Below are 26,705 nucleotides of genomic sequence, written 5' to 3'. Positions count from 1 at the left end.
CGCGGGCGTCACTGGTGCACCTCCGCGTCGAAGCCGGAGGCGAAGCGGTCCATGATGCCCGGAATATTGTTGGTGGGGCGGTACTGGTCCACGCGGTCGTTGAAGTCGGAGCCGATGATCTGCTGGGCACGCGCGGGGTCGGTGGCCAGGAGGTTCTGGTAGGCCGGCAGGGTGTCCTGCTCGATGAGGGCCCAGCGCTGGTCGGCGTTGGCGATATTGCCGTCCGGAAAGCCCGTGGTGAAGTCCGTGCGGAACTGGGCGGGATTGTCCCAATTGGTGAAGGGCACGTTCTCCGGGCCGGGGCTTTCCACGCTGAACTTGTAGGGGAACACCTCGGGGTAGCTTTTCGCGCCCGGGATGGACGGTTCGCCGGCCAGAGTGACCATGTACGTCACTGCCTCCCCGCCAGCGTGGCTGCGCATGGCGTCGTAGTCGTCGGCGATGATTTCGTTTTGCTCGCGGTACAGGAGTGCGGTGTTGCCTTCCTGCACCTGGGCGGGTTCGCCGGAGTCGATCTGTGACCAGGCGCGTGCTGTCGGGTGATCGATCACACCGGAGTCCCGGAGCCGGTTGATTTCGTCCAGTCCGCCAGTCATATAAGCCTGGTGCTGCCGGGCCTGGTCAAGGAAGATCTCCTTGTTCATGTCCAGCATGCTGGTTTCGTAGAACTTGATCTCCTGGTCGGTCATGCCTGCAAGCTGCTCGATCTGATCCAGCATGGGAAGCGGAATGTCCGACGCCGGGTTGTCCACGATCTGCTGGGCGAGGTCCCGCATCATGGCCATGTCCTTGAATCCGCCGGCAAATGACGGGCCGATCATGTTGGCCATGCCCGCCCACTGGAGGTCCGGGTTGGACAGATACGCCTGGCCGTAGAAATCGTAGACCTTCTTGATGGTCTCCCAGTTGTACTCCGTGCCCTTGGAAGTATCCCAGTCGGCGGGGTCGATGCCCATGTCCCGCATGGCCTGCTGGTTCCAATAGTCAGTGAGGAAGGCCGAATACTCCGGCGAATTGTTGCTGATCAGCCCGGAGTCGGCAGCCGCGTCGAGGGCGGCCTTGGCTGCGTCGGGGTTAGCTAGCGCCCAGTTCCTAAACCCGTCACTGTCCAGGTAGTCATAGCGTTCCTCCGGCGTCATGCCGTTGAGCCGGTCCGTCAGTTCCTGGGCGGCGCCGTCCGTCGGAGAATTGCCACCGGTGCCGGGGCCGCCCGAGCCGCCCGAGCCGCCGCCTGCTGAACCGGTGCTGGCCCGGTCCTGCTGCTCGGCGTTCTGCAGCAGCGCTTTGGACGCGCTGTGGATGCCTGCCGCCGCAGCCCTGAGTGTCTTCGCGTGTGAGCCGTTCCAGTCGCTGCGGAAGCGCTCGCCGTCGTTGCCTTTCCAGGGGATGGAGGCGATGGAGCCGCCCAACTGTTGCCCCAGCTGCTCCAGCCGGCTTGCACCTTTCGCCAGATCCTTCGCGAGCTGGCGTAGCTGTGCGACGTCCGCACCGTAGAAGTTCCCCGCCACTTTTCCCCCTGGTTGAAGTCCACGGCAAGCCTAGCGGCTCTGGCCGGACGCGGCGATGGGGAGGACTCCCCGTGGCGGTTCCGGCTTTCAGGCGTCCAACAGTCCGGTGGTTCGGTACGGGATGACCTCGCGCAGGAACATGCTGGTGGAGGTGCGCACGATGCCGGGGCAGAGGCGGATCTCCTCGGACACCCGGTAGAGGTCATCCGGGCTTTTGGCCACCACCCGGATGAGGAGATCGGTGTCGCCGGCCGGCGCGTGGCATTCCAGGACTTCGGGGATTTTGCGCAGCGCGGCGATGGCCTCGTTCAGGTGGCTCTGGTCAAGTTCAGCGCTCACCGCTGCGGCCACGCCGCGGCCGAGCGCCGAAGGCAGCACACGGCTGCTGTTGGGGCGGAGGGCGCCCGACGCCGTCATCCGCTCCAGGCGCGACTGTACAGTTCCGCGCGCCAGGCCCAGCTTCTGTGCCAGCACCATGATGGGCACGCGGGGGTCGTCGTCCAGTGCGGCAAGGATCCGCCGGTCCGTTGGATCGAGTTCCTGCAATCTGACCATTTCCTGCCTGCTCGCGCCTTGATGGTTGATCAGATTGATCAAAGAAGCACCAGCTCGTTGCGCCTACTGTAGGGCTTCTGTTGAAATGATGGCAACAAGGGACGCAGGCTACCGCCGGATCCCGCAGGCTACAGGAGCCCCGGCACACCACCCGGTCCCTGGACAAGGCTTCCCGCAAGGACGCCGCCGCTGATTGACGCTTGTTCACGCATAGTCTTTCCGCAATTTATATTCCGTCAGCAGTGCAACGGGTCCGGAGCCACGCTCCCGGGCCCGGCACGGCAAGAGCCCCTGAGCCACCGATTCCGGATCACCCCGGGGTGTTCGGTAGTTGAGGGGCTCTTGTGTTGTCCGGATTAGGCTGGTGCCATGACATCAGCCGGCCGTTTCGCTCCGAGCCCTTCCGGCGAACTGCACGTGGGAAACCTCCGGACGGCGATCCTGGCCTGGCTCTTCGCCCGCTCCACCGGCCGGCGGTTCCTGATGCGCGTGGAGGACCTGGACCGGGCCCGTGCGGGTGCCGAGGCGGAGCAGCTCCGCGATCTGGCGGCCATCGGCGTGACCTGGGACGACGGCGTCGTGCGCCAAACGGAACGCGAGCCGCTGTATGCGGAAGCGATCGGCCGTCTCGCCGCCGCGGGCCTGACCTACGAATGCTTCTGCACCCGGCGCGAAATCCAGGAAGCGCCGTCCGCGCCGCATGCCCCGCAAGGTGCGTACCCGGGGACGTGTCGGAACCTGGACCCGGCGGAACGTGAGTTCAAGAGAACCATTCGGCCCGCTGCCGTCCGGCTTCGCTCGACCGTGACCGACTGGACGGTGCAAGACAGGCTGCACGGCACATACACGGGGGTGGTGGACGACTTCGTACTGCGCCGGAATGACGGGGTGACTGCCTACAACCTGGCGGTGGTGGTGGATGACGCGGCGCAGGGGATCGACCAGGTGGTGCGCGGGGACGACCTGCTGCCCTCCACCCCCCGCCAGGCCTATCTGGCTTCCCTCTTGAATATTCCAGTTCCGGAATATGCCCATGTGCCGCTGGTGGTGAATTCCGACGGCGCGCGGCTGGCCAAGCGAGACGGCGCCGTGACCCTGGCCGATCTCGCCGCGGCCGGGATGGATGCCGGGCGCGTCCGCGACATCATCCTGGAGTCGCTGGGGCTCCCGGCCGGACCACTGCAGGGGGCCCTTGCCCACTTTGATCCTTCGGCGCTGCCGTTGGAGCCGTGGGTGTGGCCCGGCTTACCGGACGCAGGCGCGTAGGCTGGAACCATGCCAGAAACAGGAACCACGGACGCAAACGTCCCCCAGCCACGATTCACTGTTGAGACGGCCAAGGTCCTCGCCGAAGTTGCCCATAACCGCCAGAAGGACAAGCTCAAGCGGCCGTACCGCGAACATGTTCTCGCCGTCGGCGATGCGCTGGCGGACTTCGACGACGACATCCGGATTGCCGGCTACCTGCACGACATCGCGGAGGATACCCCCATCACCCGGCAGGCTTTGCTGGACATGGGCGTTTCCGAACGCGCCGTCGGCATCATTGAGCGTGTCACCAAGCGGTTGCATGACAACCCGGACGACTACCAGGCCGGCATCCGTTTCATCGCCGAGGACCATGACGCCACCCTGGTCAAAATCGCCGACAACGCCCACAACTCACTGCCCGAGCGAGTCAAGGCGCTGGCGGAAAAGTGGCCGGACAAGCCGCCCGTCACCCGCTATGACGACGCCCGGCCGGTGCTCTACGACGCTGTGCCCGTTGAAGAAATCCGGTTGATCCTGGCCCGCGTCAACCCCTGGTTGCTGGAAGAACTGGACGACCGCCTGGATGAGGCGGACGACACCGATTACGAGAACCTCTCCTACGAGTCCTAGCGGACGCCGTCCCAGAGGGCCCGTTCCCAGGGCCGGGGGTCGTCAACGACTCCCGAACCGGTATTGAACAGCATGGTGGTGCGGCGTTCGAGATCGTAGCCGGGCCACCCCGGATCGCCCGAAGAGGCGAACGAAATCCACGCGGCGTGCATGGCATCAGCCAGTTCCTGCGGCGGGTCTGTTCCAAGCAGCGGTCCGAAGAGCCTGGAATCCGTGTCCAGGGTGTCGAATACGAACGGCACTTCCACGGCGTGGACTGCGCCAAGGCCGGGGGCGGCCCAGGCAAATTCGTACATGTACGTCCGCGCCGACGTCGTAGACGCCGCCTTCGCGTGGGCATCCGCCAGGCGTAGCGCCGGAATCCGCACCCACCAGTCGGTTTCCACGGCGGCAAGCAGCTCGCCGGGAGTACTGCCCGGATAGTGGGACCGGTATTCGCGCAATGCCGTCCACACTCCTGGACTCGGCCAGGTCCCGCTCCGTGACCTTGGCGATTACCCCGGTAATGGCAAGGAACAGCTTCCAGTCCTCGGTATTGCTGCCGACCATAACGTCGACTGTGGAGCCGGCGCCGGCAGCGATCCGTTCGATGGGGCTGCGCGGAATGATGTCGCCGTCGACTGTCGGTTGCCAGAGCATCGAACTGGCAACCACCTCGGGTCCCCAGCGCGCCGGGTCCGGACGGGCCGCCAGGTCCGCCTTTAGCTCCGTCTGCGCCGCGAGGAATCGCTGAACGGGGACCGCGGCCATTGCCTCCCGGGTCTGCGGAACGCCGAGCTTCTCGGAAAGGAATCCGCCGATCCTTTGGGCCGTCTGGGTGGGAAGGGCATGGTGGGCGGCGCCGCTTTGCAGGATGGCCCGACGGAACAGCCCCTCGGCGCGGGGCATCGAGAGGAGAACGCCGATGCTCATGGCACCTGCCGACTGGCCAAACACGGTGACGTTGGCGGGATCGCCGCCGAAGGCTGCAATGTTGTCACGGACCCACTCCAGGGCCGCCACCTGGTCGAGGAGGCCGATGTTGGCCTGCCCGTCCCCGAGGTCCAGGAACCCGTCGGCGCCGACGCGCCAGTTGATCACCACACAAACGACGCCGTCCCTGGCGAAGTTCGTGCCGTTGTACGCCGCCGTAGAGCCGATTTCGAACGCGCCGCCCTGGATCCAGACCATAACCGGCAGGCCGCGGCTGCCGTGGTCCGGTGTCCAGACGTTGAGGTTCAGGCAGTCCTCGCCGGCCAGGGCCGTGTCCCACTCCGTACCCGCACTTTCCGGAGGGGCAAGCTGGAAAGGGGCCGCGCCGTACTGGATGGCGTCCCGCACTCCGCTCCAGGGCTGGACCGGCTGCGGCGGCCGAAGCCGGTTCGCGCCAGCTGTCGACGCCGCGAACGGAATGCCCAGGAAACGGTGCACGCCGTCGGCGATGCTGCCGCGCAGCCGGCCGTGCGTGGTCGTGACTATTGTGTCCATGCCTAGCACCTCACGGCTCGAGGGTTTCCGGCCATAGGGACACTTTGGCAGCCTGCGGTGGTGCTGTTGAAGGGCCGAAGGTCATCCCTTGGCGGTCTAGCCCGTCGAGACCTTCCGCTCCATCTGTTCCAGAGCCGCGGTCATCTTGTGGGTGCCGCGCTTCTCGTCAATGACAATCGAAACGCCCAGCGCCAGCACGATCACCAGCAAGCAGATGGGCACGGAGACCCCGGCAGCGGCGAGCCCCACGCTGCCCGCCAGTGCCGCGAGGACGCCCGCCGCGACGGCAATGACCGTGCGGTCCACGCAGATCATCACGCTGTACAGCCATGTCAGGGAGAGTTTGAACAGCGCTACGGGGACCGCAATGCTGGCCACGGCCACGGCGGCGCTGATGTGCGCCTCATGGTCGATGTAGTAGGCGGCCACGTGCAGTCCGGCGCCGGTTGCGGCGATGGCAGCAAAGATGGGGATGTGGCCGTAGCCGAAGAAGAACGAGCGGTGCCGTTGAAGATGGAGGGCGCGGCCGGCGGGCAGGATGAAGTAGATCCACCACATGGCGAAGGCCAACGCCGTGCCGCCGAAACCCACCAGGGCGGCGTCGACGCTCCAGCCATGGTTTGCCACGATGGCGCGGAGCGTTTCGATGGCACCGATCAGGCATTCACCGAGGGCGATGATGGCCAGCAGGCCGTAGCGTTCTGCGATGTGGTGCGCATGCCACGGGGTCCGCATGGAACGTTCCGCCACGTACGGCGTCGCCATTTCCAGGACGTAGAGGGGGACGGTCAGCAGGATGGTGGTCAGCAGGTCCGCCTGAATGATCAGCACTGCGATCCACCCGAGCTGCACCACGCCAAGGTAGGTGGCGTAGCGCAGGCAGGTCTGGCGGCGGGCCGGGTCCTGCCGCGCGGCACGCAGCCACTGGAACACCAGGGCCAGGCGCATGATCACGTAGCCGCCCACTATGACGGCGTTGTCCACATGGTCGCCCTCCGCCAGCGAGTGGAACAGCGGCTCGATCCCCATGGCCAGAATGAGGACACCAAGCAGCTGGATCATGGTGACCACCCGGAAAACCCAGTCATCCGTGTCGTACGCGCTGGCGAACCAGGTGAAGTTGATCCATGCCCAGATGACGGCAAACATCGTGAACGAGAACCCCAGCAGCCCGGCACCGAAGTGGGCCCCGGCGATCTCGTGGGCGAACTGGCTTCCGGCCACTCCGAACGCAATCACGAAGGTGAGGTCGAAAAACAGCTCCAGCGGAGTGGCTGCCCGGTGCTGCTCATGCGGGTCGCGGCCGCCCATGCGGGCCATGGCATGCCTGAGGGGGTTGGAAGACATGGGTCAAAGATTACCGCCGGAAGCGGACTTTCGCGCTCGAAGCACAAGCCAGACGTAGGCGAGGTCGAAGACGCTGCAGAGGGCGCCGAGGCCCAGGATGAGCGGTGAGTTCCCGAACCAGCCGAACACGACCGTAGGTGCCAGGGTGCCAATCCACTTCCCAACGGCGATCAGCATCGATTGACCCCGCGGGCCGCCGCGGGCCACGAACATCGCGATGAAAAGCCCGGACATCAGCAGGTTCTGCAGGAAGGCCGCATAGCGGGAAGCTCCGCCCGGCCGAACCTCACGAACGTGTACAGGATGGCGACGTCCGCCAGCGCCCACACAATGTTGATGACGCCCTGGACGGAAAGCACTGTCGCCACGGAACGCGAGGCGTAAATTCCCTCCCACGCGAAGTTCAGCGCCAGGGCTGCTGCCGGGATGGCGTAGGTCCTGTCCCGGAATCCGATCCGGATTGCCTCAACGTACACCGCCGTCCAGGCGACGCCGCTGACAACAGTGAGGAACAGGATCATCATCGAACGCGCGTGGGAGGCTTACACCCGGCCCAGCGAGTCGATGTCCTCAAGGAAGTCCTGGTGGACCTCCTTGCTCACCGTGGTGCGGGTGTCCGCAATAGCGTCGAGGTAGTCCTGCGTCGCGGGGCCCTTCCGGACCGCGTCGCGGACGGATACGTCGCCACCGGAAGCCAGCCCGCCGTCGTCGTACACTGCCTTTTCCAGCGCCCGCTGGGAGGCGCTCCGGGCCGCGTACTCAATGTCCGCGGGGGAGAAACCCTCGGTGCGGTCCACCAGCAGCTCAACGTCCACGTCATCCACCACGGTGGCCGGGATGAAACGCTGCCACATGGCCTCGCGGGCCTGCCGGTCGGGCAGGCCGATGGGGATCACGTAGTCGAACCGGCCGTGGCGCAGGAAAGCGGTGTCCAGCGCGCGGATGAAGTTGGTGGCGCACACCAGCAGGCGGCCCGGCTGTTCGCGGAAGGCCGGGATGATCTTCAGGAGCTCATTGGTGACGCCCTGCAACGGAGACGGCGGTTCGCCGGACCGCTGGGATGCGATCTCTTCCACCTCGTCGATGAACACCACGGCATGTTCCAGCTCGGCGATTTCCAGGAAGGTTTCACGGAGGGCGCCGGCGAGGCCCTTCGGATCGGCCGCGAGCCGGGAGGGGAATACTTCCACGAACGGCCATTCGAGCCGGGACGCGATCGCCTTCGCAAACGTGGTCTTGCCGGTGCCGGGAGGGCCGAAGAGGACGACGGCGCGTGGCGGCACCACGCCGAATTCGTCCGCCAGGTCCGCCTCGGCCAGGGGGAGCACCAGCCTGCGTTCCAGCAGTTCCTTCTCGTTGCGCATGCCGGCCACGTTCTCCCAGAGGTCGCGGGCCAGGATGCGGCCGCCAAGAAGGCCCAGGGGCTCGAGCTCCTGGCGCTGCACGGGGATGGTGCGTTCGAAGTAGCGCAGGTTCTTCTTGAGGACGAAGCCGCGGCTCAGGAAGGCCTCCACCCGGGTTTCCGACTCCGGCATCAGCGCGGACAGTTTGTTCAGCCCGTGCGGGGCCATCCGGTTCTCGACGGCGGCCAGCAGCGAGGTGCCGATCCCGCGGCCGCGGTATTCGGGGAGGGTGGCCAGGAAGACGATCCAGCCCTGGTCGTGCGCGGCGCGTCCGATGGCGGCCCCCACCACCATGTCGCCCTGCACCGCCACCACGGCGTGGTCCTTCTCGCAGGAGGCCAGGACCTCGGAGAGCGCGTAGACGGGCTCCACGTTGCTGGCCTTGAGGGATTCCCAGAGGTGCAGGATGCCGTCAAGGTCGGCCGAATGGAAATCCCTGATCCGCCAGGTGGTCATGAGCGTTTCTCCTGTGGTGGTTCGTCCTTGAGCCAGCGTGAACTTCTCCGCTGAGCATATGCGAACCTGCACCCGCCCGGGGTTGCGGCGGCGTTGCATTACGCCAGCACAACCCCGGGCCGCTAGGAAGGGTCATGGGGACGGAAGCTGACCCCGCCGTCGGCAGACTCCAGGAGCCCGGCTGACGTGGCAGCCCATACGCGGACGGCTCCGCCACTGCCGGCCGCCGCGTCAATGGCGTACACCTCGCCTTGGAGGGTGCCCCGCGGAACCCAAGTGCCACCACCGTCCCGGGACTGGTGGACGGCGCCGCCCGGCTCCACCCCCACAACGTCGTTGTTTCCGACTAAAGCTACAAACCGGAGGATCGGGGCCGCCCGGTTCAGCGCCCACGTGCGCCCGCCGTCAGCGGACCGCTGCAGCCCCTCCGCGGTGGTGGCGAGGACTACGTCGCCGCCCGGGCTGCCCGCCAGGGCGGCAGGAACGAAGGAGACGGGGACCTTTTGCCATGACTTTCCATCGGCGCTGATGCGCAGGGCGCCGTCGAACGCAAAGATCCCGGATCTGGTGGTGGTCAGGGCATGGAAGTCTGATTCCCACTGCCTGGACAGCGGCTCCCAGGTGGCGCCATTGTCGGTGGAACGCAACAGGCCCAGCGGGTCCGGGAGCGGAGAGCCCTTCTCCGGGTGCCCGGACGCGTACAACGTGCCCTGGTCCGGGCCGGCAGTGATGCCCATGAGATCGTGGGCGGGTCCGATCCTGACCGCAGGATTTGCCGAGAGGTCGAACAAGCCGTCGTGGGTGGCAAGGAGCGGCTTGCCGGTCTCGTCGTTGACGGCCAGGCCGTGGACGTGGCTGTTGGGCAGGCCTCGCTGAGGTGCCTGCTGACTTGTTTTCCCGGTAGTCGGCTGCTGGCCGACGGAGCAGCCGGCAAGCACCAGAAGGAGGCCCGATACGACGGCGATGAGGCGGCCGCGCCGGGAAGCGTGGAATAGATACAAGACGGGCTCCAGAGGCTGGGGGCGGGTAAAGGCAGGGGGCGCCGGGCCGGGTGTGGTCCCGGTCCGGCGCCGGGGGCCGGCGGGCTAAAGCGTTGCCAGCAGCTCCTGCATCTGCTTGATTTCGGCCTCCTGGGCGGCAACGATTTCCTGGGCGAGCTTCACGGCGTCGCTGTTCTGCCCGTCGGCTATTTCGGCCTTTGCCATCTGCACGGCGCCCTCGTGGTGCGCAATCATCTGGGTAAGGAACAGCTTGTCAGCTTCCTTGCCCTGGGCGGCGTCGAGCGCCTTAAGGTCGTCGTCGCTCATCATGCCGGCCATGCTGTGGCCTGCCTCGCCGTGCCCGGCCATGGCAGTGGGTTCATTCCAGCCCTTGAGCCAGCCGTTCATCTGTTCGATTTCAGGGCCCTGCGCGGCCTTTATTTTGGTGGCCAGCTCTGTGACGGCCGGGCTGACGCCCTGCTTGCCGAGCATCATGTCACTCATTTCCACGGCCTGTGCGTGGTGCGGAATCATGGACTGGGTGAATAGCGTGTCCGCGGAGTTGTGGCCCATGGAGTCAGGGCTGCCCGCCGGCGCGGAACTGGAGCTCATGGCCCCGTGGTCCGCGGGCATCGTTGAGGAGCCGGTGGTGGAGTTCGAGCCGCAGCCGGCGAGTGTGATGACGGCGGCCAGGGCAGCGGCTGAGAGGGTAATTGGCTTCTTCATGTGAATGGTGTCCTTCGGGAATCCGGCATGGGGCGCCGGGAGGGGCGGCTGCCTGGCTTCGTGCGCGGGGGTTCAACGCGGGGAGCAGGCATCCAGGGGCAGGTGGAAGCACCGGAAGCGTCACGGTGCAGCTCCCGTTTTACGTCCGGCTAATGGAGAGTTCGCCGGGCGTTGGGCTGCCGGGCACGTGTGTGTAGGCGTCCGGCACCCGGCCGGTGTCCGCGGCCGGTTCCGGCCCGGCCAAGGATGTGGCGCCGGGGGGCGGCGCGGACACGGCTGCGGTTGCCGGTGCAGGAATGCAGCTTGCGTGGGGGGCAGACATCTCACCGGTTTCGCCGGAGGAGACGCACGACGGCGGCGGTTCAGGTGCGCTGCTGCCCATGGGCCGGGCGGACGCCGGATCCAAGGTTGCGGAGTGCGCCGTGCCGTCCGCCATGGCATTGGGCGCGGCGTGGGTTGCTGTACCCGGCGCCGCGGCGTGGAATGCGTGGGTGGTGCCGGCGGGAACGGCGGACAGGGCGCCCGGACCGTGCTGGCCGTGCGGGGATGCTAAGACGTGCATGCCGATGAAACCGGCCAGGATTGCGAGGACGCCCAGAAACAGGGCGATCCGAAGCGGACGGCTCAGAGGGAGGGAGCGGGAGCCGGCAATGTGAGGCACAACGTTCTCCCTTCCCTTGGTACCGTGCGCAGTGGCTGTAGAGTCCGTACCCTTCAACGAAGGGTGCAGCTCTTAGATTCCCAGCGTACCCATCGTGTTCCGCAGCGTGGCCGCCGAATGCTGCAGGGCGGCAAGTTCGCCGTCGTCCATCGGTGTATGAAGGACGCGGTGGACACCGCCGCGCCCAACGATGCTGGGAAGGGACAACGCCACGCCGGAGATTCCGTAGGGGCCGTCCAGCACGGTGGACACGGGCAGGACGGCGTTCTCGTCCCGGAGCAGGGCTTCCACGATCCGAGCACCGGACAGGCCGATGGCGTAGTTGGTGGCACCCTTGCCGGCGATGACCTTGTAGGCCGCCTGCGTCACCTCGCGGGCCGTTTCGGCAAGGTATTCAGGGGTGAAGATGCGTTCGCCGTCCACTTCCCAGTCCCGGATGGGGACGGGGCCGATGGTGGCACCGGACCAGACAGGGAACTCCGTGTCGCCATGCTCGCCCACCATGCTGGCATGGACGCTGGCCACGGAGACTCCGGCGCGGCGGGCCAGCAGCCAGCGCAGCCGGGACGTATCCAGCACGGTGCCGGAGGAGAAGACGCGCCCCGGGGGCAGGCCGGAGATCTTTTGCGCCGCTACGGTGAGCACGTCGCAGGGGTTGGTCACCAGGACATAGACCGCGTCCGGGGCATGCTGGAGCAGTTGCGGCATGAGCTGTTCGAGGATGCCGACGTTCGTCCCGGCCAGGTCCAGGCGCGTCTGGCCCGGAGCCTGTTTCGCGCCGGCCGTGATCACCACGACGTCGGCGCCTTCCGTCACCGCGATATCGCCGCCGCCGGTGACGGTGGCCGCCGCCGCGGCGAACTGGGTGCCGTGGGCGAGGTCCAGGACCTCCGCTTCGGCTTTGAGGGCGTTGACGTCGAACAAGGCGATGTGGCTGGCCGAACCCCGGATCAGGGCTGCGTAGGCCAGCGAGGTGCCCACGCTCCCGGCGCCCACCACGGCAAGTTTGGATCCTGACATGAGCTACCTCTTCCCCGGTCCCGGAGTGCCAGGACCCGCGCTGGTGTGCAACTGCCCGCAATGGCTTCATGCTACCGATTTAGCAGCGGTCACACATCAGCGCGAACGGACACCTAAGCCCCGGCTCCCAAGCGCGAACGGACACTTGCGGCCGGTGAATCCGAAGATTTCAGGGCCGCAAGTGTCCGTTCGCGCTGTTGAAATGCCTGGCCGGAGTTAGCTCTTGTCCTTCGCCCCCGGGCCCGGGCGGTTGGCCACGAGCGGGTAGGGGCCGGTGAAGCCGTCGCGGACCGCGGCGATCTCCAGGACGCGTTCCCGGCAGAGGCGCCACCCCAGCATCAGCGCAGGGATGACGATGACCAGCGAAGCGATGGTCCAGGTTCCCACGGGGGAGTCGAAGGCCATGAGGACCAGCACTGCCAGCAGGAAGGCCAGCGTGATCCAGCCGGTCACCGGGGCGCCGGGCATACGGAACGCCGGCCGGAGGAGTTCGCCGCGCTTGGCAAGCCGGGCCAGCTGCATCTGGCACATCACAATCACGGCCCAGGTGCTGATGATGCCCAGGGACGCCACGTTCAGGACGATTTCGAAGGCTTCGGCGGGAACGATGGCGTTGAGCACCACACCGAGGACGGCCACGGCTGCGGTCAAGGCGATGCCGCCGTAGGGGACGCCGGCCTTGTTCATGCGGGCGGCGAACTTGGGCGCGGATCCGGCGACCGACATGGAGCGCATGATCCGGCCGGTGGAGTACAGTCCGGCGTTGAGCGAGGACAGCGCCGCGGTGAGGACCACCAGGTTCATGATGGCGTCCACGCCCTCAACCCCGATGGAGCCGAAGAACGTGACGAACGGGCTTTCGCCGGCTTTGTACGCGGTGTACGGCAGGAGGAGGGAAAGCAGCACCAGGGAGCCGACGTAGAACACCGCGATGCGGAAGATCACTGTGTTGATGGCCTTGGGCATGATCTTTTCCGGGTTCTCGGTTTCCCCGGCGGCGGTACCGATCAGTTCGATCGAAGCGTAGGCAAACACCACGCCCTGCATGACGACAATCGCCGGAAGCAGCCCGTTGGGGAACATGCCGCCGTTGTCTGCGATCAGGCTGAAGCCCACTTCCTGGCCGGCCACGGGTGTTCCGAAGATGACGAAGTAGATGCCCACCAGCAGGAAGGTCACCAGCGCCACCACCTTGATGAGCGCGAACCAGAACTCAAGTTCGCCGAAGACCTTGACGGAGATCAGGTTCAGGCCGAGGACCAGGATCAGGGCCGTCAACGCCCAGGTCCACTGGGGAACGTCCGCGATGGGTGCCCAGTATTTCTTGAAGAAGTTCATGTAAAGCGCGACGGCGGTGATGTCCACGATTGCGGTCATCGCCCAGTTCAGCCAGTACAGCCAGCCGGTAACGAAGGCGGCCTTCTCGCCGAAGAATTCGCGGGCGTAGGAGACGAACGAGCCGGATGACGGACGGTGCATCACCAGCTCGCCGAGGGCGCGCAGGATCATGAAGGCAAAGAAGCCGCACACCGCGTAGCTGATGATGAGGGCCGGCCCGGCAGTGGCAAGCCGGCCGCCGGCACCCATGAAGAGCCCGGTGCCGATCGCGCCGCCGATTGCGATCATCTGGACCTGCCGTGGCTTGAGTCCTTTGTGGTAGCCCTCGTCCTCGCGGTGGAGGGAGGCTTCGGAGGCGTGGGCGTGCGCCGGGATGGTGTGGTCGGTGATGACCTGCTTTTGGGCAGTGTCCTGCTGGGGCTGTGTCATGGGGGTCCTTACAAGAGGGGGTGGGGGCTACTTGCTGAGGTTGGCCAGGCGTTGGGGGCTGAGGAGGTCTTCGAGTTGCTCGGCGGTGAGCAGGTTGTGTTCGAGGACGAGTTCGGCGACGCCTTTGCCGGTGGCGAGGGCTTCCTGGGCGATGGCGGTTGCGGTGGTGTAGCCGAGGTGGGGGTTGAGGGCGGTGACGAGGCCGATGGATTGTTCGACCGTGAGGCGCAGGTGGTCGGTGTTGGCGGTGATGCCCCGGATGCAGCGTGCGGTGAGGGTGCGGCAGGCGGCTTCGAGGTGGGAGATGCTCTTGTGGAGGCTGTGGACGATGATGGGTTCGAAGGCGTTGAGCTGGAGTTGTCCGGCTTCGGCGGCCATGGTGATGGTGACGTCGTTGCCGATCACTTCGTAGGCGACCTGGGAGACGACTTCGGGGATGACCGGGTTGATCTTGCCGGGCATGATGGAGGATCCGGACTGGACGGCGGGGAGGTTGATTTCGCCGAGTCCGGCGCGGGGGCCGGAGGAGAGCAGGCGGAGGTCGTTGCAGATTTTGGAGAGTTTCACGGCGACGCGTTTGAGGACGCCGGAGAGGTGGACGAAGGCGCCGACGTCCTGGGTGGCTTCGATGAGGTCCGGTGCGGTGACCAGGGGCAGGCCGGTGATGTCGGCGAGGTGGCGGCAGGCGGCTTCGGCGTAGCCGGCGGGTGCGTTCAGGCCGGTGCCGATGGCGGTGGCGCCGAGGTTGATTTCGTGGATCAGCAGGTCTGCTTCGGCGAGGCGGAGCCGGTCTTCGCCGATGGTGACGGCGTAGGTGCCGAATTCCTGGCCGAGGGTCATGGGGACGGCGTCCTGGAGCTGGGTGCGGCCCATTTTGACGATTGTGCGGAATTCCAGGGCTTTGGCGGCGCAGGCTTCTTCGAGTTCGGCCAGGGCGTCCAGGAGTTCCCGGGCGGCGAAGATGGTGCCGAGTTTCACTGCGGTGGGGTAGACGTCGTTGGTGGACTGGGAGAGGTTGACGTGGTCGTTCGGGTGCAGGCGGGTGTAGTGGCCTTTGGGGTGTCCGAGGATTTCCAGGGCGCGGTTGGCGATGACCTCGTTGGCGTTCATGTTCGAGGAGGTTCCGGCGCCGCCCTGGATGACGTCCACGACGAACTGGTCGTTGAGTTTGCCGTTCATGACGTCGGTGCAGGCGGCTTCGATGGCGTCGGCGCGTTCGGCGTCGAGGAGGCCGAGTTCGTAGTTGGTGCGGGCGGCGGCGAGTTTCACGGCGGCGAGTCCGCGGACCAGGTGCATGTTGGAGGAGAGCGGCTGGCCGGTGATGGGGAAGTTCTCCACGGCCCGGAGCGTGTGCACACCCCAGTACGCGGCGGCGGGAACGTCCCGGTCACCCAGGAGATCATGCTCGGAACGGGAGGCGGCGGCTGATGCGGTTTCGGTCATGGGTATCCTCGGGAGGCGTGGCTGGGGAGATGAGCTGGGGGGACGGGGCGGCTAGGTTGCCGTGATGAAGTCGGTGGCCGTCAGCTGCCCGACGGGGCGGCCGCCGCCCAGGACGGCTCCGCTGGCGATGCCCGCGAGCGGTGAGGTGTCGACGTCGAGCGCTTCCAGTCCGCGGACGGTCACCGGCATGCGGGCGCGGTCCCCGCCGTCGGAAATTTTCAGAGCCAGGGCGCGACCGTCCGGGAGGCCCACGAGCTGGACCCCTTCGAAACCGTCCTTGGCCACCGCTCCGGGGAGCAGGCGCATCAGTTCGGTGACATCGCGGCCTTCGCCCGCCACCATTTCGGGGTGCTGGATCATGGCCCGGCCGACGGCGGCTTCCGGACTTCCGGGATTGGTCACCACTGCGGCGGCGAGGTGGCCGAAGGCGCGGGCCATCCCGCGGAGGGTCAGTGCGAACAGCGGAGTGCCGCAGCCGTCGGTGCTGGTGCGCTCGGGTTCTTCGACGGTGAGTTCCCGGACCGTGGCGGCGACGAGCTGCTGCAGGGGGTGTTCCGGATCCAGGTAGCCGCGGACCGGCCAGCCGTTGATGACGCAGGTTGCGGCCATGGCGGCGTGTTTGCCGGAGCAGTTCTGGGTGAGCCGGGTAGCGGTGCCGCCGTTGCGGAGCCATTCTTCACGTTCGTCCGGCCCGTACGGCAGGTCGGTGCTGTTTTCCAGCGCCTCGAGCGTCAGCCCGTGCATTTCGAGGATGCGGAGGGCGCCGTCACGGTGCACTGCCGCTCCGGAATGGCTGGCTGCGGTGAGGGCCAGGAGGTCGGCGGGAAGGTCGAGGCCGGCACGGACCATCGCCACGGCCTGCAGCGGCTTGAGCGAGGACCGCGGGTAGAAGGGTGCCAGCGAGTCACCCGCCGAGAACAGCGTACGGAGGCCGCCGTCGGCCGATTCATCCGGGGCGGTGGCGATCACCGAGCCGTAGTGGATGCTTTCCACGAGCCCGTCGCGGGTCTGCACGGCCAGGGGAACGTGCTGCGGCAAGGCGGCATTGTCCGGGGTCTGAGCCGGGGCCTGGGCATGGGCGGGCAAGGCAGGGGAGAGCATGGAGTCCTTGGGATCGGTGACGGGCGTCGGGTTGGGAGTTGCGGCTATCGGCTAAGGATGGATTCGAGGGCGGCGCCTACGGCATGCAGGTGTTCCTGCATCGCGGCGCTGGCAGCGACAGCATTGCCGGATTCGATGGCGGCCAGGATCCGCTGGTGTTCCTGGTCGGAGGCGTGCTGCCGGTCGGCCACCATGTTGAGGGTTTCGGATTGGTGCGCCAGGGCGTCGCGGATATCGGAGACCACGTTTTCGAACACCTGGTTGTGGCTGGCCCGGGCAATGGCTGCGTGGAAGCTGGAGTCGAGGGCCACCCAGGCTTCGGGGTCGTCCTCGGCGGCCATGGCGGCCACGATTTCCCGCAGGCCTTCCAGTTCTTCGGCCGTCCGGCGTTCGGCGGCCAGGCCGGCGGCCGGGACTTCGATGTGCGGGCGGGCCTCGGTGAGGTCCAGGGCCGAGTACTGACCGAGGATCAGGTCCTTGGCTACCCGGTTGGCCACCACAAACGTGCCGCGGCCGGTCTTGGTGGTGGTGAGGCCGAGGGCGTTGCAGGAGCGCAGCGCTTCACGGACCACGGAACGGCTCACCCCGTACTGCTGGGAGAGCGTGGCTTCGGAGCTCAGTTTGGCGCCGACCTCGAGCTTGCCGGACTCGATATCGGCGCGGAGGACGTTGAAGACGGCTTCGGCTGCGCTAAGGCGGGCGAGGGGCTGTCCTGCTGTCCGGCTGTCTGACAGGTTCACGCTTAAAATATGGCACGGGTCACACGGGGTGTCAACTGTGTATCGGACCGCCCCGGAACTGTAGATCGCATATTCGGCACGTTCATTCCGATTCGCTCCTGTACAGGGGCGCCCCCCGCCCCTAGACTTGGATTCAGAAGTGAAACGGTACGTTCGTGCCTATCGGAGGGGTCTTAATGGCCGATATGTTCGCTGACCGGCTTGCGGCCGAAGTCAGGGCCAGACGGGCAGCACTGCGACTGACCCAGCACGACCTTGCCCACCTCTCCGGGGTATCCGAGCGCTTCGTCCGCTTCGTGGAACAGGGGAAGCGAAGTGTGCAGCTCGACTCGCTCCTGGCTTTGCTCGAGACTCTTGGCCTGGAGCTTCAGCTGACCACGCGGACACGCCCCGCGGCCCGCGCCATTGACGGAGCCCGCCCATCCGCGGACGGCCCCGCTCCCACCAAGCCGGCGCTCGGGGACCGGTCATGAGGCACCGGGTCGCCGATGTTTACAAGGCCGGCGTCCTGGCCGCCCGGCTGGAGCGGCACGACGGCGGCACCAGGTTCAGCTACCTGCCGGCGTACCTCACGGCGGGAGGTCCCGCCGTCGCCAGTTCCCTGCCGCTAAGCACTGAGCCGGTGTTGTCCGCGGCGGGGGCCGCGCCGCCGTACTTCACCGGGCTCCTGCCGGAGGGCAGGCGGCTGAATGCGCTGCGGCGATCTGTGAAGACCAGCGTGGACGATGAACTGTCGCTCCTGATTGCCGCCGGGGCCAACCCCGTGGGTGATGTGCAGATCGTGGGCCACGGTGAGCCGCTGGATCCGGACGAACACGCCGTCGAGCTTAACCCGAGGGCGCCGGTCGATTTCGACGCGCTGCTGGGGGACTCCGGGCTGATCGACCCCGTGGCGCTTGCCGGTGTGCAGGACAAGCTGTCCGCGGGGATGATCTCCATGCCCGTGGCCAGTGCCGGCCGGCGCTACATCCTCAAACTCAATGCCCCGGAGTTCCCGCATGTGGTGGAGAACGAGCTGGTGATGTTCCGCTACGCCGCCAAGCTGCGGATTCCGCTGAGCAAGGTGCGGCTGATCCGGGACGTCGAAGGCCGGCCGGGACTCCTGGTGGAGCGGTTCGACCGGATCCCGCTGACCGGCGGTGTACACGGCGCGGTGCAGCGGCTCGCTGTCGAGGACGGTGCGCAGGTGCTGGGGCTGTATCCCGCGGACAAGTACAACGTGGCGTACGGGCAGGTGTGCCGCGCCCTGGCGGAGTACTGCGCGGCGCCGCTGCCGGCCCTGCGGAACCTGGCCATCCAGGCAGCGTTCGCCTGGCTGAGCGGGAACGGCGATCTCCACGCCAAGAATGTGTCGATGGTGCAGCAGCCGTCGGGGGAGTGGTCCATCGCGCCGGTCTACGACATCCCCTCCACAGTGGTTTACGGGGACAAAACGCTCGCCCTTACGCTGGACGGCAAGCGGACCGGGATCTCGCGGAAGCATTTCCTGGGCTGGGCCGGCAGCCTGGGGCTGGCGGAACGCGCCGCCGCGCAGGTGCTGGAGCTGGGATTAAAGGCGTCAGGTCCGCTGGTGGCCGACCTCGAAGCGGGTACGGCTTTTGCCGGAACGAACGACGACGGCGCCTCACCGTTTTCGTCGATGGTCACCAGGTCGTGGCTCAAGGAGCTCAAGCACCGTCGAAGGCTGCTGGAAGCGTAAGGCCTAGAGGTGCTGGATCCCGGCGCGCTGCATCGCGTCCCGGTAGATCTCGACGCTCTTGCTCAGCAGTTCTTCCTGCTTGTTCGCGGAAACCGCGAAGGCCCGGCCGCCTAGGGCGCTGGCCTTGTAGATCTTGATTCCGGAGTTCTTCAGGGACTGGTGGTACGTCTTCTCGAAGAGGGTGAGGAACGTCTGGGCGTCCGTGCCGTGGGCGATGATGGCCGAGACGCGCCTGTTGATCTTCAGGAACTGGCGGAAGGGGCGCAGGCCGTCCGTCTTTTCCTGGACGTTGAGGGCGGAGGGGAGATCGGGGTCCCGCACCCAGGGGTAGGCATTCCAGGGCATGACGTAGCGAGGGTCGAGTTCCACGATCTCGTAGATTGACGTGGCCCGCCGGGCTGCTTCATCGTCATTGAAGTGGGATACGAAGCCCGATTCGGTGCCTTTGCCCGGGCTGACATGGAGACTGACGATCCTGCATTCGTCCTCGTCATGGACGGGGTCAATGTACGGGACTATGGAGCCCGGCTTCTTTTCCATGAGTTCGTCGCAAAGCTGGGTTACAGCAGCGATGTTCGGTTCCTGCAGCAGGGCCTTTTTTTCGTCCCAGTCAATCGTCACGATTTCTCCCTCAGCACACGGCGTCCAGAATCAGGCGTCTGGTCCCACTCTACGCTTTTGGCCGGGGTTGATGTTCTGCGGATTTCAGGAATCGGCAGAGGCGGCAACGCATCCGCGCTCCAAAGCAAGAGGCTCCCGACCTATTTCCTGCCGGACCGTACGGGCGTACGCTTAAAGCGCCTGCAGGTAACCGTTCAGATAACGCGGGCCGTTCGGGACATGAGAATGTCCGGGCCGTCTCATAGCGAGATCGCGAAGGTACCTGCAGGTCTTTGCTGTTTAAGCCGGTCGTCGGGAGGCGAATTTCCCGGTAACGGCGGGGCTGTGGACTGGTAGCCGTGCCCGGTGGGCGTTGTCAGTTGGAGCGTGTGCCGGGGTCCAGACAGGGGACGGGAACGCCAGCCGGGGGCTTCCTTGATGTGGTTGCAGGCTTCACAGAGCCCTGCCCCGTTGCGTTGAGTGGTGGTTCCGCCGCTGTGCCACGGCAGGACGTGATCCAGATGCCTGATCGGAGCGTCGCAAAATGGCGTGCGGCAGGTGTGGTCGCGGACCTGGATGAAGCGGCGCAGTCCTGACGGAAAGAGGCGTGCCCGGGAGTCCATCGCCACGAGATCACCGCTGCCCGGGGCGGTATAGAGCCGCCGCAGCCAAACGTTCAGGGAACGTCCGTGGCCCTGGCCTTGGGCAGCGACCTCCCGGGCCCACCCGGCGGGGACCACGCCGTAGCCCGAAAGCCGGGCCGGCTCGCTGTCGCCCTGGAACAGCGTGCGGTCCGTCATGACCAGCTGGATCTCGACCCCGCTGATTCCGCCTGCCGTTCCCGTGACGCGTTCCACCAGCGCATCGGCCATGAGCTGGCCGCGGGAACGGGCGTCTCCGTCGGATCGGAACTTGTCCGCCTGCCTGGTGAGGGCCGCGTGGACGGCCACGCCCTCGGCAACCGGGAGGAATGCCGTCACGTAGCACATGGTGTCCGGCGCGGGACGAAGACTGACATGGCGCTCCGCGGCAGCGTGGCTGGCGCGGTCCGTAACGGACTTCGGATCGCGCCGATAGGCGGCTGACCGCGCCGCTGCGACGACGGCGCGGTCGCCCGCCCCGCTGAACGCCCCGACGTCGGACGCCAACTCCTCGTCGACGGCGCTGCGGTCGGACGAGGACAGGCAGGCCGTCTCACGCACCAGAAGTGTTGCCCGCCATTCATTGAGCTGGCCCGTCTGCAGGCTGGCCAGGGTGTGCGGCATCTCGGTGACCAAAGCCTTCGCCAGTCCCAGGAGCCGGCCGCCTTTGGCCGGTGATTCGCGCCGGGCGAGGGCGATTTGCGCTGCGACGCCGGTGCCGAGCTCTTCGGCGGGGACCCCTGAGCGGGCCTGGTCACGGCGCTGGCTTATGTCAAAAGCAACCGCGATCCGGGCCTGCCGCGCGGCAGCAGCGGACTTCAGGTCCTCCAGCACCCGGAGCTCATCGATCCAACCGGCAGAATCACCGGCAACGGGCGCAACCGAGAGCAAACGGGCCAGCTCCCTGACCACGTCCACCGCTGCCGCCGGGACCACCCCCGGGCCCTTATTGCCGTCCATAAATCAACTTTGTCAGGGACCTACGACAAAAAAGGCGGACCCCGGAAACGAGCCATGCCGGCGGGCCGGATCGATAGGCCGGATGCATAAACAGACCCCCGCCGGAGCGGGGGTCTGTTCGGCGATATGCCCAATCAGTGCTTATCTGTCTAGTGCTGGCCCAGGCCGCCTGCCGCAGGCGGAAGGCCGCCGTCGCGGTTTTCTTCGTCCCTGCGCTCGGCTGCGCTTCTCGTGTCGCTGTCCGCGGTCTCATCCGAGTCGCCTTCGAAATCGACCAGGCCGTTGGTCTGGTCGAAGGGCTTGGCGATCCGGTCGTCGCTCAAGGCGGAACCGGAGCCGGATACCGTGCCGGCCGCTTCCGCGGGCTCCACATAGCCGGAAGCGTCGGTCGCCGGAACGGCTGTAACCGGGGTCCCGGAAACGGGAGCCGTGGTGCGGGTGGGCTCCGTGTCCTTGTCCCGCATGCTAGCGGCCACGCCTGCTGCCGCTGCCGCGGCAACTCCCACGCCCGCAGCGACCTTTCCGGAGACGCCGGCCTTGCCGGAATCGCCGCGTGAAGCCGCTGCCGCCTCCACTCCGGGAGTCCCCGGCGCGGCACCTTCGTTGACGGTCCCGCGCCAGGCGCCGCTTGCATAGCCTTCATCCTCGATGAAGTCCTTGAACCTCTTCAGGTCCCCCTCAACCTGGCGGTCGACAACATGGAGCTTGTCCCCAATGGTCTCCACAATGCCTTCCGGCTGGTATTCGAGGGACAGCTGCACCGACGTCTGGCCTCCGCCCACGTCCTCGAAGGTCACGGTCCCCGCGTTGGTCGCGCCTTCCGTCGCGGCCCACGCCACCTTGCGGTCCGGGACCTGCTCCAGGATCTTCGCCTCCCACTTCCGGCGGACGCCTGCGATTTCAGCCACCCATTCAAGGCGGTCGTCGCTGAGCTGCGTCACGCTCTTTACGCCACCCATGAAGTGCGGAAATTCCTCGAACTGGGTCCACTGGTTGTACGCCGTGCTTGCCGGGACGTTGACCAGAATGCGTTTCTCGACCTTCGTGCTCATGGTGTCTCCTTTGACTAGGACGGGTTGAACGTTGCGTGGCGAAGTTGATGGTTTCGCCAACTAATCAGCATGCTTACTATAACTTTGATGCCGGCATCCGGCTAGAGTTTCTTTGGCGGCCGCCGCCACTCCACGTGTTCACGAGCCAAGGACCCCCATCATGCAGGTCACCAAACGGGCACTCCGGGAAGCCGGTTTCGCCGGCTTCAGGACCTTCGCTGAAGTCGAGGTCAACCGGATCCCGCAGGCACCCGGGATCTTCGCCGTCCTCCAGCCCGAAGGATTCCAGCCGCAGTTCCTGGCCAGGAGCACTGCCGGGGTATTCAAGAAAAAGGACCCCTCGCTGCCCGCGGAAAAGCTCGCCGCCGAATGGGTGGACGGTGCGGAGGTCCTCTACCTTGGAAAGGCCGGACCGGGGAGCAAGGGCAACCGCGGACTGCGCCGGCAGATCCAGGAATTCCTGGATTTTGGCAACGGTAAGCCGCCCGGGCACTGGGGCGGGCGGCTCATCTGGCAACTCGCAGACGCCAAGTCACTGCTCCTCGCCTGGAAGGAGCTTCCCGCCGGCGGGCTGAATGAGGCTGAGGCCAAGTATCACGCAGACTTCCGGGAGGCATACGGCCGCCTGCCCTACGCCAACCTGGTGCAGTCCCGCGTCAAGGGCTAGGCATGAGCCGCGTTCGCGCCGTACGTTGCTGACGGCGCAGCCGGAGAACGACGACGGCGGGCGGCGCTTGGGGCCTTAACTGTCCGTTCGCGCTGGTCAGGCTTCGGACGCAACCGTCCCGCCGTCGTCGTACGTCAAGCCGTCGCCGTACGTGAACCTGCCGGCAACCAGCGTCGCCGCCACCGGCATCGACGCGAAGACCTCGTCCGGCACGCCGAGCGGGTCGTCGTTGAGCACGGCGATGTCTGCGGGATCGCCCACGCTGATCCTGCGCACTCCCCGGGCGGACGCCCCCAGGGCTTCCTCCCGGGTGATTGCCTGCTCCGGGTGCCAGGGGCCGCGTCCGTCCAGGCCGGACCGGGTGGTCGCGGCGGACATCGTAATCCACGGATCCAGGGGCGCCACCGGAGCATCCGAACCCAGCGCCAGCGTGGCCCCGGCAGCCAGCAGCGACCGCAGCGGGAACGCGCGGTCGGTACGGTCACCCCAGTTGGCGTCGGCGGCGTCGCGGTCATCGAGGGCATGCGCCGGCTGGACGCTCGCCGTCAGTCCCAACCGGCCAAAACGGGCGAAATCCTCCTGCCGGACAAACTGGGCATGTTCGATCCGTCCCCGGATGCCCGCGGCCTCGAAGGCGTCCAGCGCCACCTGGTTCGCGGCGTCGCCGATGGCGTGGACTGCGGGGACGAAGCCGGCTTCCCTGGCCCGGACGAGCAGCGCCAGCAGTTCCGGTCCGCTAACGGTGAGCAGGCCCCGCCCGCCGTGCGGATAGGGGTCCACGCAGTAGGCGGTGCGGGTGTTGAGGGAGCCGTCGATCAGCACCTTGAGCGGGCCCACCCGGAGCAGGCCGTTGCCGCCGTGAATGTCCTGCCCTGTCCGCATGGCCTCGCGCCGCGCACGGTCCAGGTGCTCCGGATAGACGCCCGCCTCCACCCGCAGGGAACCGAAACCGCCGCTGACCCGCCGCAGCCACACGTCGCGGTTCCAGGTCATCTCGAAGTCCACGATCCCCACCACCCCGCGGGCGGCGGCCTTCCGCGCCGCCTCATCGACCCAGCCGTCCACCACCGCGTCAGGCAGCCGGCCGAGCTCCCGGGTCAAGGCAAACGCCGCATCCTCCCGCAGCAGGCCGCCGGCATCCACCTCCACCCCGTAGCGTCTCGCGGCAGCGCTGTTCAGCCAGACGCAGTGAAGGTCGTGGCTGATAAGCGCCGCGGGGTGGCCCTGCGTCGCGGCGTCGAGCATCGCCAGGCTGGGTTGGTCCGCCCAGACGGCGTCGCGGAAGCCGACGCCCACCAGCGTCGGGCTGCCGCCGCCGTCGTTCCCGCCGTGCACCGCAACGCCGAGGCTGCTGCCGGCGAGACGGGACCGAACGACGTCGACGGCGTCACTTGCCGACGCGGCGTGCGACAGGTCGATGCGGTTGGCGGCCATGGCCCACTGGGTCATGTGCACATGCTCATCCCACAGGCCCGGGATGGCGTACCGGCCGCCGAAGTCAACGGTGCGGGCACCGCTCCGGTGCTCACCCGCCGCCGTTATCCGGCTGACCACGCCCCCGGCAATGTGGATGTCCGAACAGTCCGTACCACGGGGCTGCCGGACGGAGGCAAGGACGAGATCGGGTGCAGCGGGTTCAGGCATACGGACAGGCTACTAAGAGTTCCCCTCCGCGCGGGTCCTGATCCCGTGGAGCATGCGCCGGGACATGACGAAACTGGCAACCTCCACCACCTCCACCATGCACCGGGCCCACCACTGCCGGTAGGCGTACCGTTCCCGCACCACCAAACGCGTGGTGCCGCCAGGCTGCGGCTGCAGGACAAACGCCCAGGTGAAGTCGAACGGCCCGGGCGGGGATCCGGGAGGAACGCGGAGTACCAGCGCGTTGCCCTGGTCCACCAACCCGATCTCCAGGTCCGCGGAAGCAGCCGGGGCCAGGTGAAAGCGGTCGCCTGCCTTGATGTCCTGCCACTCCGGGTGGATGCGGTCGGCGCTGTGGATGTCCAGTCCGGCCAGGTTTTCCAGGAAGTCGTAGCTGTAGAGTCCACCGCGTCCCTGCCCCATCTGCGCCAGCCAGGGCCACACCTCATTCGCCGGAGCCTGGATGGTGATGGCCCGCGTGGACTGCAGGTCCGCAGTGGACAGGAGGTCGTCGCCCGGCAGCCCGCCGTCGGCTTCGGCGTCCGTGGCGCCCCAGCGCAACTGAAAGCGCCGGAACAGGAAGGCGGATGCCACGAGCCAGGCGAACACTGCGGGCTTGGAAAAAAGTTTCACGGTCCGTGGCTTCGTCATCGGGCAATTCTCCAGACCGCCGGTTCCCCTGTCACGGGCCATAAGCCCCGGGGCGGCAACCGGGGCCGTCCACGCAGGCCTCCGCATAGGGGTCTTTCGTCCCTTACCGTTGCTGCGCCGCGCCGCCATCCTTGATGTGGGGCATCTCACGCCTGCGTTACTCGCGCACGCACCTTGGGGAGGGGAAATGCTTCGCCGATCAACACCAGGTCTCGCTACAACATTGGGGAAGGGCTGGCGCAGTGCGCCTCCCGGACATAGCAGGAGACCCGGCTTCATGAATCAGCACGCCCGAACTGTCCTGGGTACTCGACCCTCCGTACTCTCCCGTCATGGAGCCCAATCCACTACGCACTACGAGCACTCTGACCACCGGCTTAAAGTGGTGGTCCGCATTGAAGCGGACCTGGAGGCTGCCAGTATCGAAGTCCGTGGCGTCGTGACGGGGGCCAACCTTCGCGCCCTGTACGTGGTCGCGCGGCGCACCACTTCACTGCTGCACGGCAAAGAACTCACCATCGATCTTTCCCGTGCCCGGGTCACCGACACGGTCCTTGAACAACTCCGCGAATGCGCCCGCCTGTCCCGGCTGGCATCCGGAGTGGACCGTTCGGTGGTCGCGTGCCACGTGAAGATCGTGGACCCCGGTTTTATCCACAGAGTCAAGGAGGTCGCATGAAAGCGCTCGTCTACGGCGGTCCCGGCGAAAAATCATGGACCGACGTCCCGGATCCCGCCATCCAGAACCCCAGCGACGTAATCGTCAAGGTGGACACCACCACCATCTGTGGAACGGACCTGCACATCCTCAAGGGGGACGTGCCTGCAGTTCAGAAAGGCCGGATCCTGGGACACGAAGGCGTGGGAACCATCACCGAGGTGGGCTCCTCGGTCACCAGCCTAAAAGTGGGGGACCGGGTCATCATCTCCTGCATCAAGTCCTGCGGCCACTGCGCCAACTGCAAGACCGGCCTTTACTCGCACTGCATGGGCGAGGAAGGGGCAGCAGGCATCGGCTGGGTCTTTGGACACCTGATCGACGGTACGCAGGCTGAATACGTGCGCGTCCCGTACGCGGAGAACTCGCTGCACCTTCTCCCCGAAGGGGTCAGCGACGACCAGGCCGTGATGCTCTCCGACATCCTGCCCACCGGCTTCGAAATCGGTGTGCAGTACGGGCGGGTCAAGCCGGGGGACACCGTGGCGGTTGTAGGCGCGGGGCCGGTCGGGTTGGCAGCAATCGCCACCGCCGGGCTGTACGGCGCGGCAACCATCATCGCTATAGACCTTGACGCGAACCGGCTGGAAAAGTCCCGCGAATTCGGCGCCACCGACGTGGTGCTCTCCGGCGCCACCGACTGGAAGGAACAGGTGCTGGCGCTCACGGACGGACAGGGCGTGGATGTGGCCATAGAAGCGGTGGGCATCCCGGCGACCTTCGGAATGTGCACGGAGATCGTGCGCCCCGGCGGCAACGTGGCCAACGTGGGCGTGCATGGCAAGTCCGTCGAACTCCATGTGGAAGACCTCTGGATCCAGAACATCAACATCAGCATGGGCCTGGTCAATGCCAACACCACGCCGATGCTCCTCAAGCTGGTGGCGCAGAAGAAGGTTCCGGCCGGGAAATTTGCCACCCACCATTTCACGTTCGACCAGTTCATGGACGCCTACGACACCTTCGCCCGCGCAGCCGAAACCAAGGCACTCAAAGTGGTGATCACGGCGTGAAATCG

The 26,705-nt window shown here is 66.7% G+C and carries 27 protein-coding genes and 2 pseudogenes; 7 read left to right on the top strand and 22 right to left on the bottom strand.

The window, feature by feature from the left end; translation table 11 throughout:
* Nucleotides 1–8 precede the first annotated feature (8 nt).
* Both ACSQ12_RS20855 and ACSQ12_RS20850 read right to left on the bottom strand, forming a co-directional pair.
* Complete coding sequence (locus tag ACSQ12_RS20855; RefSeq protein ID WP_436066759.1) at nucleotides 9–1,508, bottom strand: WXG100 family type VII secretion target; 1,500 nt, start codon at nucleotides 1,506–1,508, stop codon at nucleotides 9–11.
* Between the two features lie 87 nt (nucleotides 1,509–1,595).
* Nucleotides 1,596–2,063 (bottom strand): Lrp/AsnC family transcriptional regulator, encoded by a 468-nt coding sequence (locus tag ACSQ12_RS20850; RefSeq protein WP_307864356.1) that lies wholly within the window; start codon nucleotides 2,061–2,063, stop codon nucleotides 1,596–1,598.
* 369 nt (nucleotides 2,064–2,432) lie between these two features.
* Between ACSQ12_RS20850 and gluQRS the strand changes: the two genes are divergently transcribed.
* Together gluQRS and ACSQ12_RS20840 are read left to right on the top strand one after the other, a co-directional pair.
* Complete coding sequence (gluQRS, locus tag ACSQ12_RS20845; RefSeq protein ID WP_436066758.1) at nucleotides 2,433–3,329, top strand: tRNA glutamyl-Q(34) synthetase GluQRS; 897 nt, start codon at nucleotides 2,433–2,435, stop codon at nucleotides 3,327–3,329.
* A gap of 9 nt (nucleotides 3,330–3,338) precedes the next feature.
* On the top strand, nucleotides 3,339–3,944 hold the full coding sequence (locus ACSQ12_RS20840) for a phosphohydrolase (RefSeq protein ID WP_209741950.1): 606 nt from the start codon (nucleotides 3,339–3,341) through the stop codon (nucleotides 3,942–3,944).
* On the opposite strand, the gene ACSQ12_RS20835 is transcribed toward ACSQ12_RS20840, so the two are convergent.
* The 15 genes and pseudogenes from ACSQ12_RS20835 to ACSQ12_RS20765 all read right to left on the bottom strand — a co-directional run bounded on the left by ACSQ12_RS20835 (nucleotide 3,941) and on the right by ACSQ12_RS20765 (nucleotide 17,055).
* Entirely contained in the window at nucleotides 3,941–4,096 is a 156-nt protein-coding gene (locus ACSQ12_RS20835) for a hypothetical protein (RefSeq protein WP_436067046.1), read from the bottom strand. The genes ACSQ12_RS20840 and ACSQ12_RS20835 overlap by 4 nt on opposite strands.
* Nucleotides 4,097–4,111: 15 nt before the next feature.
* A pseudogene (locus tag ACSQ12_RS20830) lies at nucleotides 4,112–4,312 on the bottom strand (carboxylesterase/lipase family protein); the annotation flags it as partial.
* A gap of 151 nt (nucleotides 4,313–4,463) precedes the next feature.
* A pseudogene (locus ACSQ12_RS20825) lies at nucleotides 4,464–5,411 on the bottom strand (carboxylesterase/lipase family protein); the annotation flags it as partial.
* Between the two features lie 96 nt (nucleotides 5,412–5,507).
* A complete protein-coding gene (locus tag ACSQ12_RS20820; protein WP_436066757.1) occupies nucleotides 5,508–6,758 on the bottom strand; it encodes a low temperature requirement protein A in 1,251 nt (416 codons plus the stop codon).
* 3 nt (nucleotides 6,759–6,761) lie between these two features.
* The gene (locus ACSQ12_RS20815; RefSeq protein WP_436066756.1) at nucleotides 6,762–6,992 is read right to left on the bottom strand and encodes a hypothetical protein; all 231 of its coding nucleotides are present in this window, start codon (nucleotides 6,990–6,992) and stop codon (nucleotides 6,762–6,764) included.
* Nucleotides 6,992–7,282, bottom strand: coding sequence for a hypothetical protein (locus tag ACSQ12_RS20810; RefSeq protein WP_436066755.1), 291 nt, complete (start codon nucleotides 7,280–7,282; stop codon nucleotides 6,992–6,994). The genes ACSQ12_RS20815 and ACSQ12_RS20810 overlap by 1 nt, the downstream gene beginning before the upstream one ends.
* An 18-nt stretch (nucleotides 7,283–7,300) precedes the next feature.
* Nucleotides 7,301–8,617, bottom strand: coding sequence for an ATP-binding protein (locus ACSQ12_RS20805; protein ID WP_436066754.1), 1,317 nt, complete (start codon nucleotides 8,615–8,617; stop codon nucleotides 7,301–7,303).
* A gap of 122 nt (nucleotides 8,618–8,739) precedes the next feature.
* Complete coding sequence (locus ACSQ12_RS20800) at nucleotides 8,740–9,618, bottom strand: F510_1955 family glycosylhydrolase (protein WP_436066753.1); 879 nt, start codon at nucleotides 9,616–9,618, stop codon at nucleotides 8,740–8,742.
* Between the two features lie 84 nt (nucleotides 9,619–9,702).
* Entirely contained in the window at nucleotides 9,703–10,323 is a 621-nt protein-coding gene (locus ACSQ12_RS20795; protein ID WP_436066752.1) for a DUF305 domain-containing protein, read from the bottom strand.
* A gap of 139 nt (nucleotides 10,324–10,462) precedes the next feature.
* Nucleotides 10,463–10,984: a hypothetical protein gene (locus ACSQ12_RS20790; RefSeq protein ID WP_436066751.1), complete on the bottom strand. Its 522-nt coding sequence runs from the start codon at nucleotides 10,982–10,984 to the stop codon at nucleotides 10,463–10,465.
* Nucleotides 10,985–11,056: 72 nt separating this feature from the next.
* Nucleotides 11,057–12,004 (bottom strand): L-lactate dehydrogenase, encoded by a 948-nt coding sequence (locus ACSQ12_RS20785; protein WP_436066750.1) that lies wholly within the window; start codon nucleotides 12,002–12,004, stop codon nucleotides 11,057–11,059.
* Nucleotides 12,005–12,220: 216 nt separating this feature from the next.
* Nucleotides 12,221–13,771 (bottom strand): amino acid permease, encoded by a 1,551-nt coding sequence (locus tag ACSQ12_RS20780; RefSeq protein WP_436066749.1) that lies wholly within the window; start codon nucleotides 13,769–13,771, stop codon nucleotides 12,221–12,223.
* A 27-nt stretch (nucleotides 13,772–13,798) separates the two neighbouring features.
* The gene (locus ACSQ12_RS20775) at nucleotides 13,799–15,214 is read right to left on the bottom strand and encodes an aspartate ammonia-lyase (RefSeq protein ID WP_436066748.1); all 1,416 of its coding nucleotides are present in this window, start codon (nucleotides 15,212–15,214) and stop codon (nucleotides 13,799–13,801) included.
* A 51-nt stretch (nucleotides 15,215–15,265) separates the two neighbouring features.
* Nucleotides 15,266–16,315: an asparaginase gene (locus ACSQ12_RS20770; RefSeq protein ID WP_436066747.1), complete on the bottom strand. Its 1,050-nt coding sequence runs from the start codon at nucleotides 16,313–16,315 to the stop codon at nucleotides 15,266–15,268.
* Between the two features lie 44 nt (nucleotides 16,316–16,359).
* A complete protein-coding gene (locus ACSQ12_RS20765; RefSeq protein WP_436066746.1) occupies nucleotides 16,360–17,055 on the bottom strand; it encodes a FadR/GntR family transcriptional regulator in 696 nt (231 codons plus the stop codon).
* Nucleotides 17,056–17,231: 176 nt separating this feature from the next.
* On the opposite strand from ACSQ12_RS20765, the gene ACSQ12_RS20760 reads away from it, so the two are divergent.
* Entirely contained in the window at nucleotides 17,232–17,528 is a 297-nt protein-coding gene (locus tag ACSQ12_RS20760; protein WP_436066745.1) for a type II toxin-antitoxin system Y4mF family antitoxin, read from the top strand.
* Nucleotides 17,525–18,754, top strand: a complete 1,230-nt coding sequence (locus tag ACSQ12_RS20755) for a type II toxin-antitoxin system HipA family toxin (RefSeq protein WP_436066744.1) — start codon at nucleotides 17,525–17,527, stop codon at nucleotides 18,752–18,754. Before ACSQ12_RS20760 ends, ACSQ12_RS20755 begins: the two co-directional genes overlap by 4 nt.
* Before the next feature lie 3 nt (nucleotides 18,755–18,757).
* Here ACSQ12_RS20755 and ACSQ12_RS20750 read toward each other — a convergent pair whose 3' ends face one another.
* The 3 genes from ACSQ12_RS20750 to ACSQ12_RS20740 all read right to left on the bottom strand — a co-directional run bounded on the left by ACSQ12_RS20750 (nucleotide 18,758) and on the right by ACSQ12_RS20740 (nucleotide 22,007).
* Complete coding sequence (locus ACSQ12_RS20750) at nucleotides 18,758–19,375, bottom strand: uracil-DNA glycosylase (protein WP_011693794.1); 618 nt, start codon at nucleotides 19,373–19,375, stop codon at nucleotides 18,758–18,760.
* Nucleotides 19,376–19,614: 239 nt separating this feature from the next.
* Nucleotides 19,615–20,955 (bottom strand): HNH endonuclease, encoded by a 1,341-nt coding sequence (locus ACSQ12_RS20745; protein ID WP_436066743.1) that lies wholly within the window; start codon nucleotides 20,953–20,955, stop codon nucleotides 19,615–19,617.
* A 149-nt stretch (nucleotides 20,956–21,104) separates the two neighbouring features.
* Entirely contained in the window at nucleotides 21,105–22,007 is a 903-nt protein-coding gene (locus ACSQ12_RS20740; protein WP_209741967.1) for an SRPBCC family protein, read from the bottom strand.
* 160 nt (nucleotides 22,008–22,167) lie between these two features.
* Between ACSQ12_RS20740 and ACSQ12_RS20735 the strand changes: the two genes are divergently transcribed.
* Nucleotides 22,168–22,674, top strand: coding sequence for a hypothetical protein (locus ACSQ12_RS20735; protein ID WP_436066742.1), 507 nt, complete (start codon nucleotides 22,168–22,170; stop codon nucleotides 22,672–22,674).
* Between the two features lie 96 nt (nucleotides 22,675–22,770).
* Here the strand turns inward: ACSQ12_RS20735 and ACSQ12_RS20730 are convergent, their stop codons facing one another.
* Together ACSQ12_RS20730 and ACSQ12_RS20725 are read right to left on the bottom strand one after the other, a co-directional pair.
* A complete protein-coding gene (locus ACSQ12_RS20730) occupies nucleotides 22,771–24,318 on the bottom strand; it encodes an amidohydrolase (RefSeq protein ID WP_436066741.1) in 1,548 nt (515 codons plus the stop codon).
* A 12-nt stretch (nucleotides 24,319–24,330) separates the two neighbouring features.
* Nucleotides 24,331–24,969 (bottom strand): SRPBCC family protein, encoded by a 639-nt coding sequence (locus tag ACSQ12_RS20725; protein WP_436066740.1) that lies wholly within the window; start codon nucleotides 24,967–24,969, stop codon nucleotides 24,331–24,333.
* A gap of 277 nt (nucleotides 24,970–25,246) precedes the next feature.
* On the opposite strand from ACSQ12_RS20725, the gene ACSQ12_RS20720 reads away from it, so the two are divergent.
* Both ACSQ12_RS20720 and ACSQ12_RS20715 read left to right on the top strand, forming a co-directional pair.
* On the top strand, nucleotides 25,247–25,648 hold the full coding sequence (locus ACSQ12_RS20720; protein WP_436066739.1) for a hypothetical protein: 402 nt from the start codon (nucleotides 25,247–25,249) through the stop codon (nucleotides 25,646–25,648).
* Nucleotides 25,645–26,700, top strand: coding sequence for a zinc-dependent alcohol dehydrogenase family protein (locus ACSQ12_RS20715; protein WP_436066738.1), 1,056 nt, complete (start codon nucleotides 25,645–25,647; stop codon nucleotides 26,698–26,700). The genes ACSQ12_RS20720 and ACSQ12_RS20715 overlap by 4 nt, the downstream gene beginning before the upstream one ends.
* Nucleotides 26,701–26,705 lie beyond the last annotated feature (5 nt).

The organism is Arthrobacter sp. LjRoot14, assembly GCF_964253905.1.
Taxonomy (GTDB): Bacteria; Actinomycetota; Actinomycetes; order Actinomycetales; family Micrococcaceae; genus Arthrobacter.
The sequence above is the reverse complement of the archived record's forward strand: the minus strand, read 5'-3'. Positions and strand labels throughout refer to the sequence as shown.

Coding starts and splice junctions, on each gene's coding strand:
- ACSQ12_RS20850 (WP_307864356.1), bottom strand. CDS start 2,063: ATGGTCAGATTGCAGGAACTCGATCCAACGGACCGGCGGATCCTTGCC.
- ACSQ12_RS20840 (WP_209741950.1), top strand. CDS start 3,339: ATGCCAGAAACAGGAACCACGGACGCAAACGTCCCCCAGCCACGATTC.
- ACSQ12_RS20785 (WP_436066750.1), bottom strand. CDS start 12,004: ATGTCAGGATCCAAACTTGCCGTGGTGGGCGCCGGGAGCGTGGGCACC.
- ACSQ12_RS20815 (WP_436066756.1), bottom strand. CDS start 6,992: ATGTCCGGGCTTTTCATCGCGATGTTCGTGGCCCGCGGCGGCCCGCGG.
- ACSQ12_RS20780 (WP_436066749.1), bottom strand. CDS start 13,771: ATGACACAGCCCCAGCAGGACACTGCCCAAAAGCAGGTCATCACCGAC.
- ACSQ12_RS20725 (WP_436066740.1), bottom strand. CDS start 24,969: ATGACGAAGCCACGGACCGTGAAACTTTTTTCCAAGCCCGCAGTGTTC.
- ACSQ12_RS20770 (WP_436066747.1), bottom strand. CDS start 16,315: ATGCTCTCCCCTGCCTTGCCCGCCCATGCCCAGGCCCCGGCTCAGACC.
- ACSQ12_RS20735 (WP_436066742.1), top strand. CDS start 22,168: ATGCAGGTCACCAAACGGGCACTCCGGGAAGCCGGTTTCGCCGGCTTC.
- ACSQ12_RS20810 (WP_436066755.1), bottom strand. CDS start 7,282: ATGATGATCCTGTTCCTCACTGTTGTCAGCGGCGTCGCCTGGACGGCG.
- ACSQ12_RS20730 (WP_436066741.1), bottom strand. CDS start 24,318: ATGCCTGAACCCGCTGCACCCGATCTCGTCCTTGCCTCCGTCCGGCAG.
- gluQRS (WP_436066758.1), top strand. CDS start 2,433: ATGACATCAGCCGGCCGTTTCGCTCCGAGCCCTTCCGGCGAACTGCAC.
- ACSQ12_RS20715 (WP_436066738.1), top strand. CDS start 25,645: ATGAAAGCGCTCGTCTACGGCGGTCCCGGCGAAAAATCATGGACCGAC.
- ACSQ12_RS20745 (WP_436066743.1), bottom strand. CDS start 20,955: ATGGACGGCAATAAGGGCCCGGGGGTGGTCCCGGCGGCAGCGGTGGAC.
- ACSQ12_RS20805 (WP_436066754.1), bottom strand. CDS start 8,617: ATGACCACCTGGCGGATCAGGGATTTCCATTCGGCCGACCTTGACGGC.
- ACSQ12_RS20755 (WP_436066744.1), top strand. CDS start 17,525: ATGAGGCACCGGGTCGCCGATGTTTACAAGGCCGGCGTCCTGGCCGCC.
- ACSQ12_RS20775 (WP_436066748.1), bottom strand. CDS start 15,214: ATGACCGAAACCGCATCAGCCGCCGCCTCCCGTTCCGAGCATGATCTC.
- ACSQ12_RS20795 (WP_436066752.1), bottom strand. CDS start 10,323: ATGAAGAAGCCAATTACCCTCTCAGCCGCTGCCCTGGCCGCCGTCATC.
- ACSQ12_RS20820 (WP_436066757.1), bottom strand. CDS start 6,758: ATGTCTTCCAACCCCCTCAGGCATGCCATGGCCCGCATGGGCGGCCGC.
- ACSQ12_RS20740 (WP_209741967.1), bottom strand. CDS start 22,007: ATGAGCACGAAGGTCGAGAAACGCATTCTGGTCAACGTCCCGGCAAGC.
- ACSQ12_RS20835 (WP_436067046.1), bottom strand. CDS start 4,096: ATGCACGCCGCGTGGATTTCGTTCGCCTCTTCGGGCGATCCGGGGTGG.
- ACSQ12_RS20760 (WP_436066745.1), top strand. CDS start 17,232: ATGGCCGATATGTTCGCTGACCGGCTTGCGGCCGAAGTCAGGGCCAGA.
- ACSQ12_RS20720 (WP_436066739.1), top strand. CDS start 25,247: ATGAATCAGCACGCCCGAACTGTCCTGGGTACTCGACCCTCCGTACTC.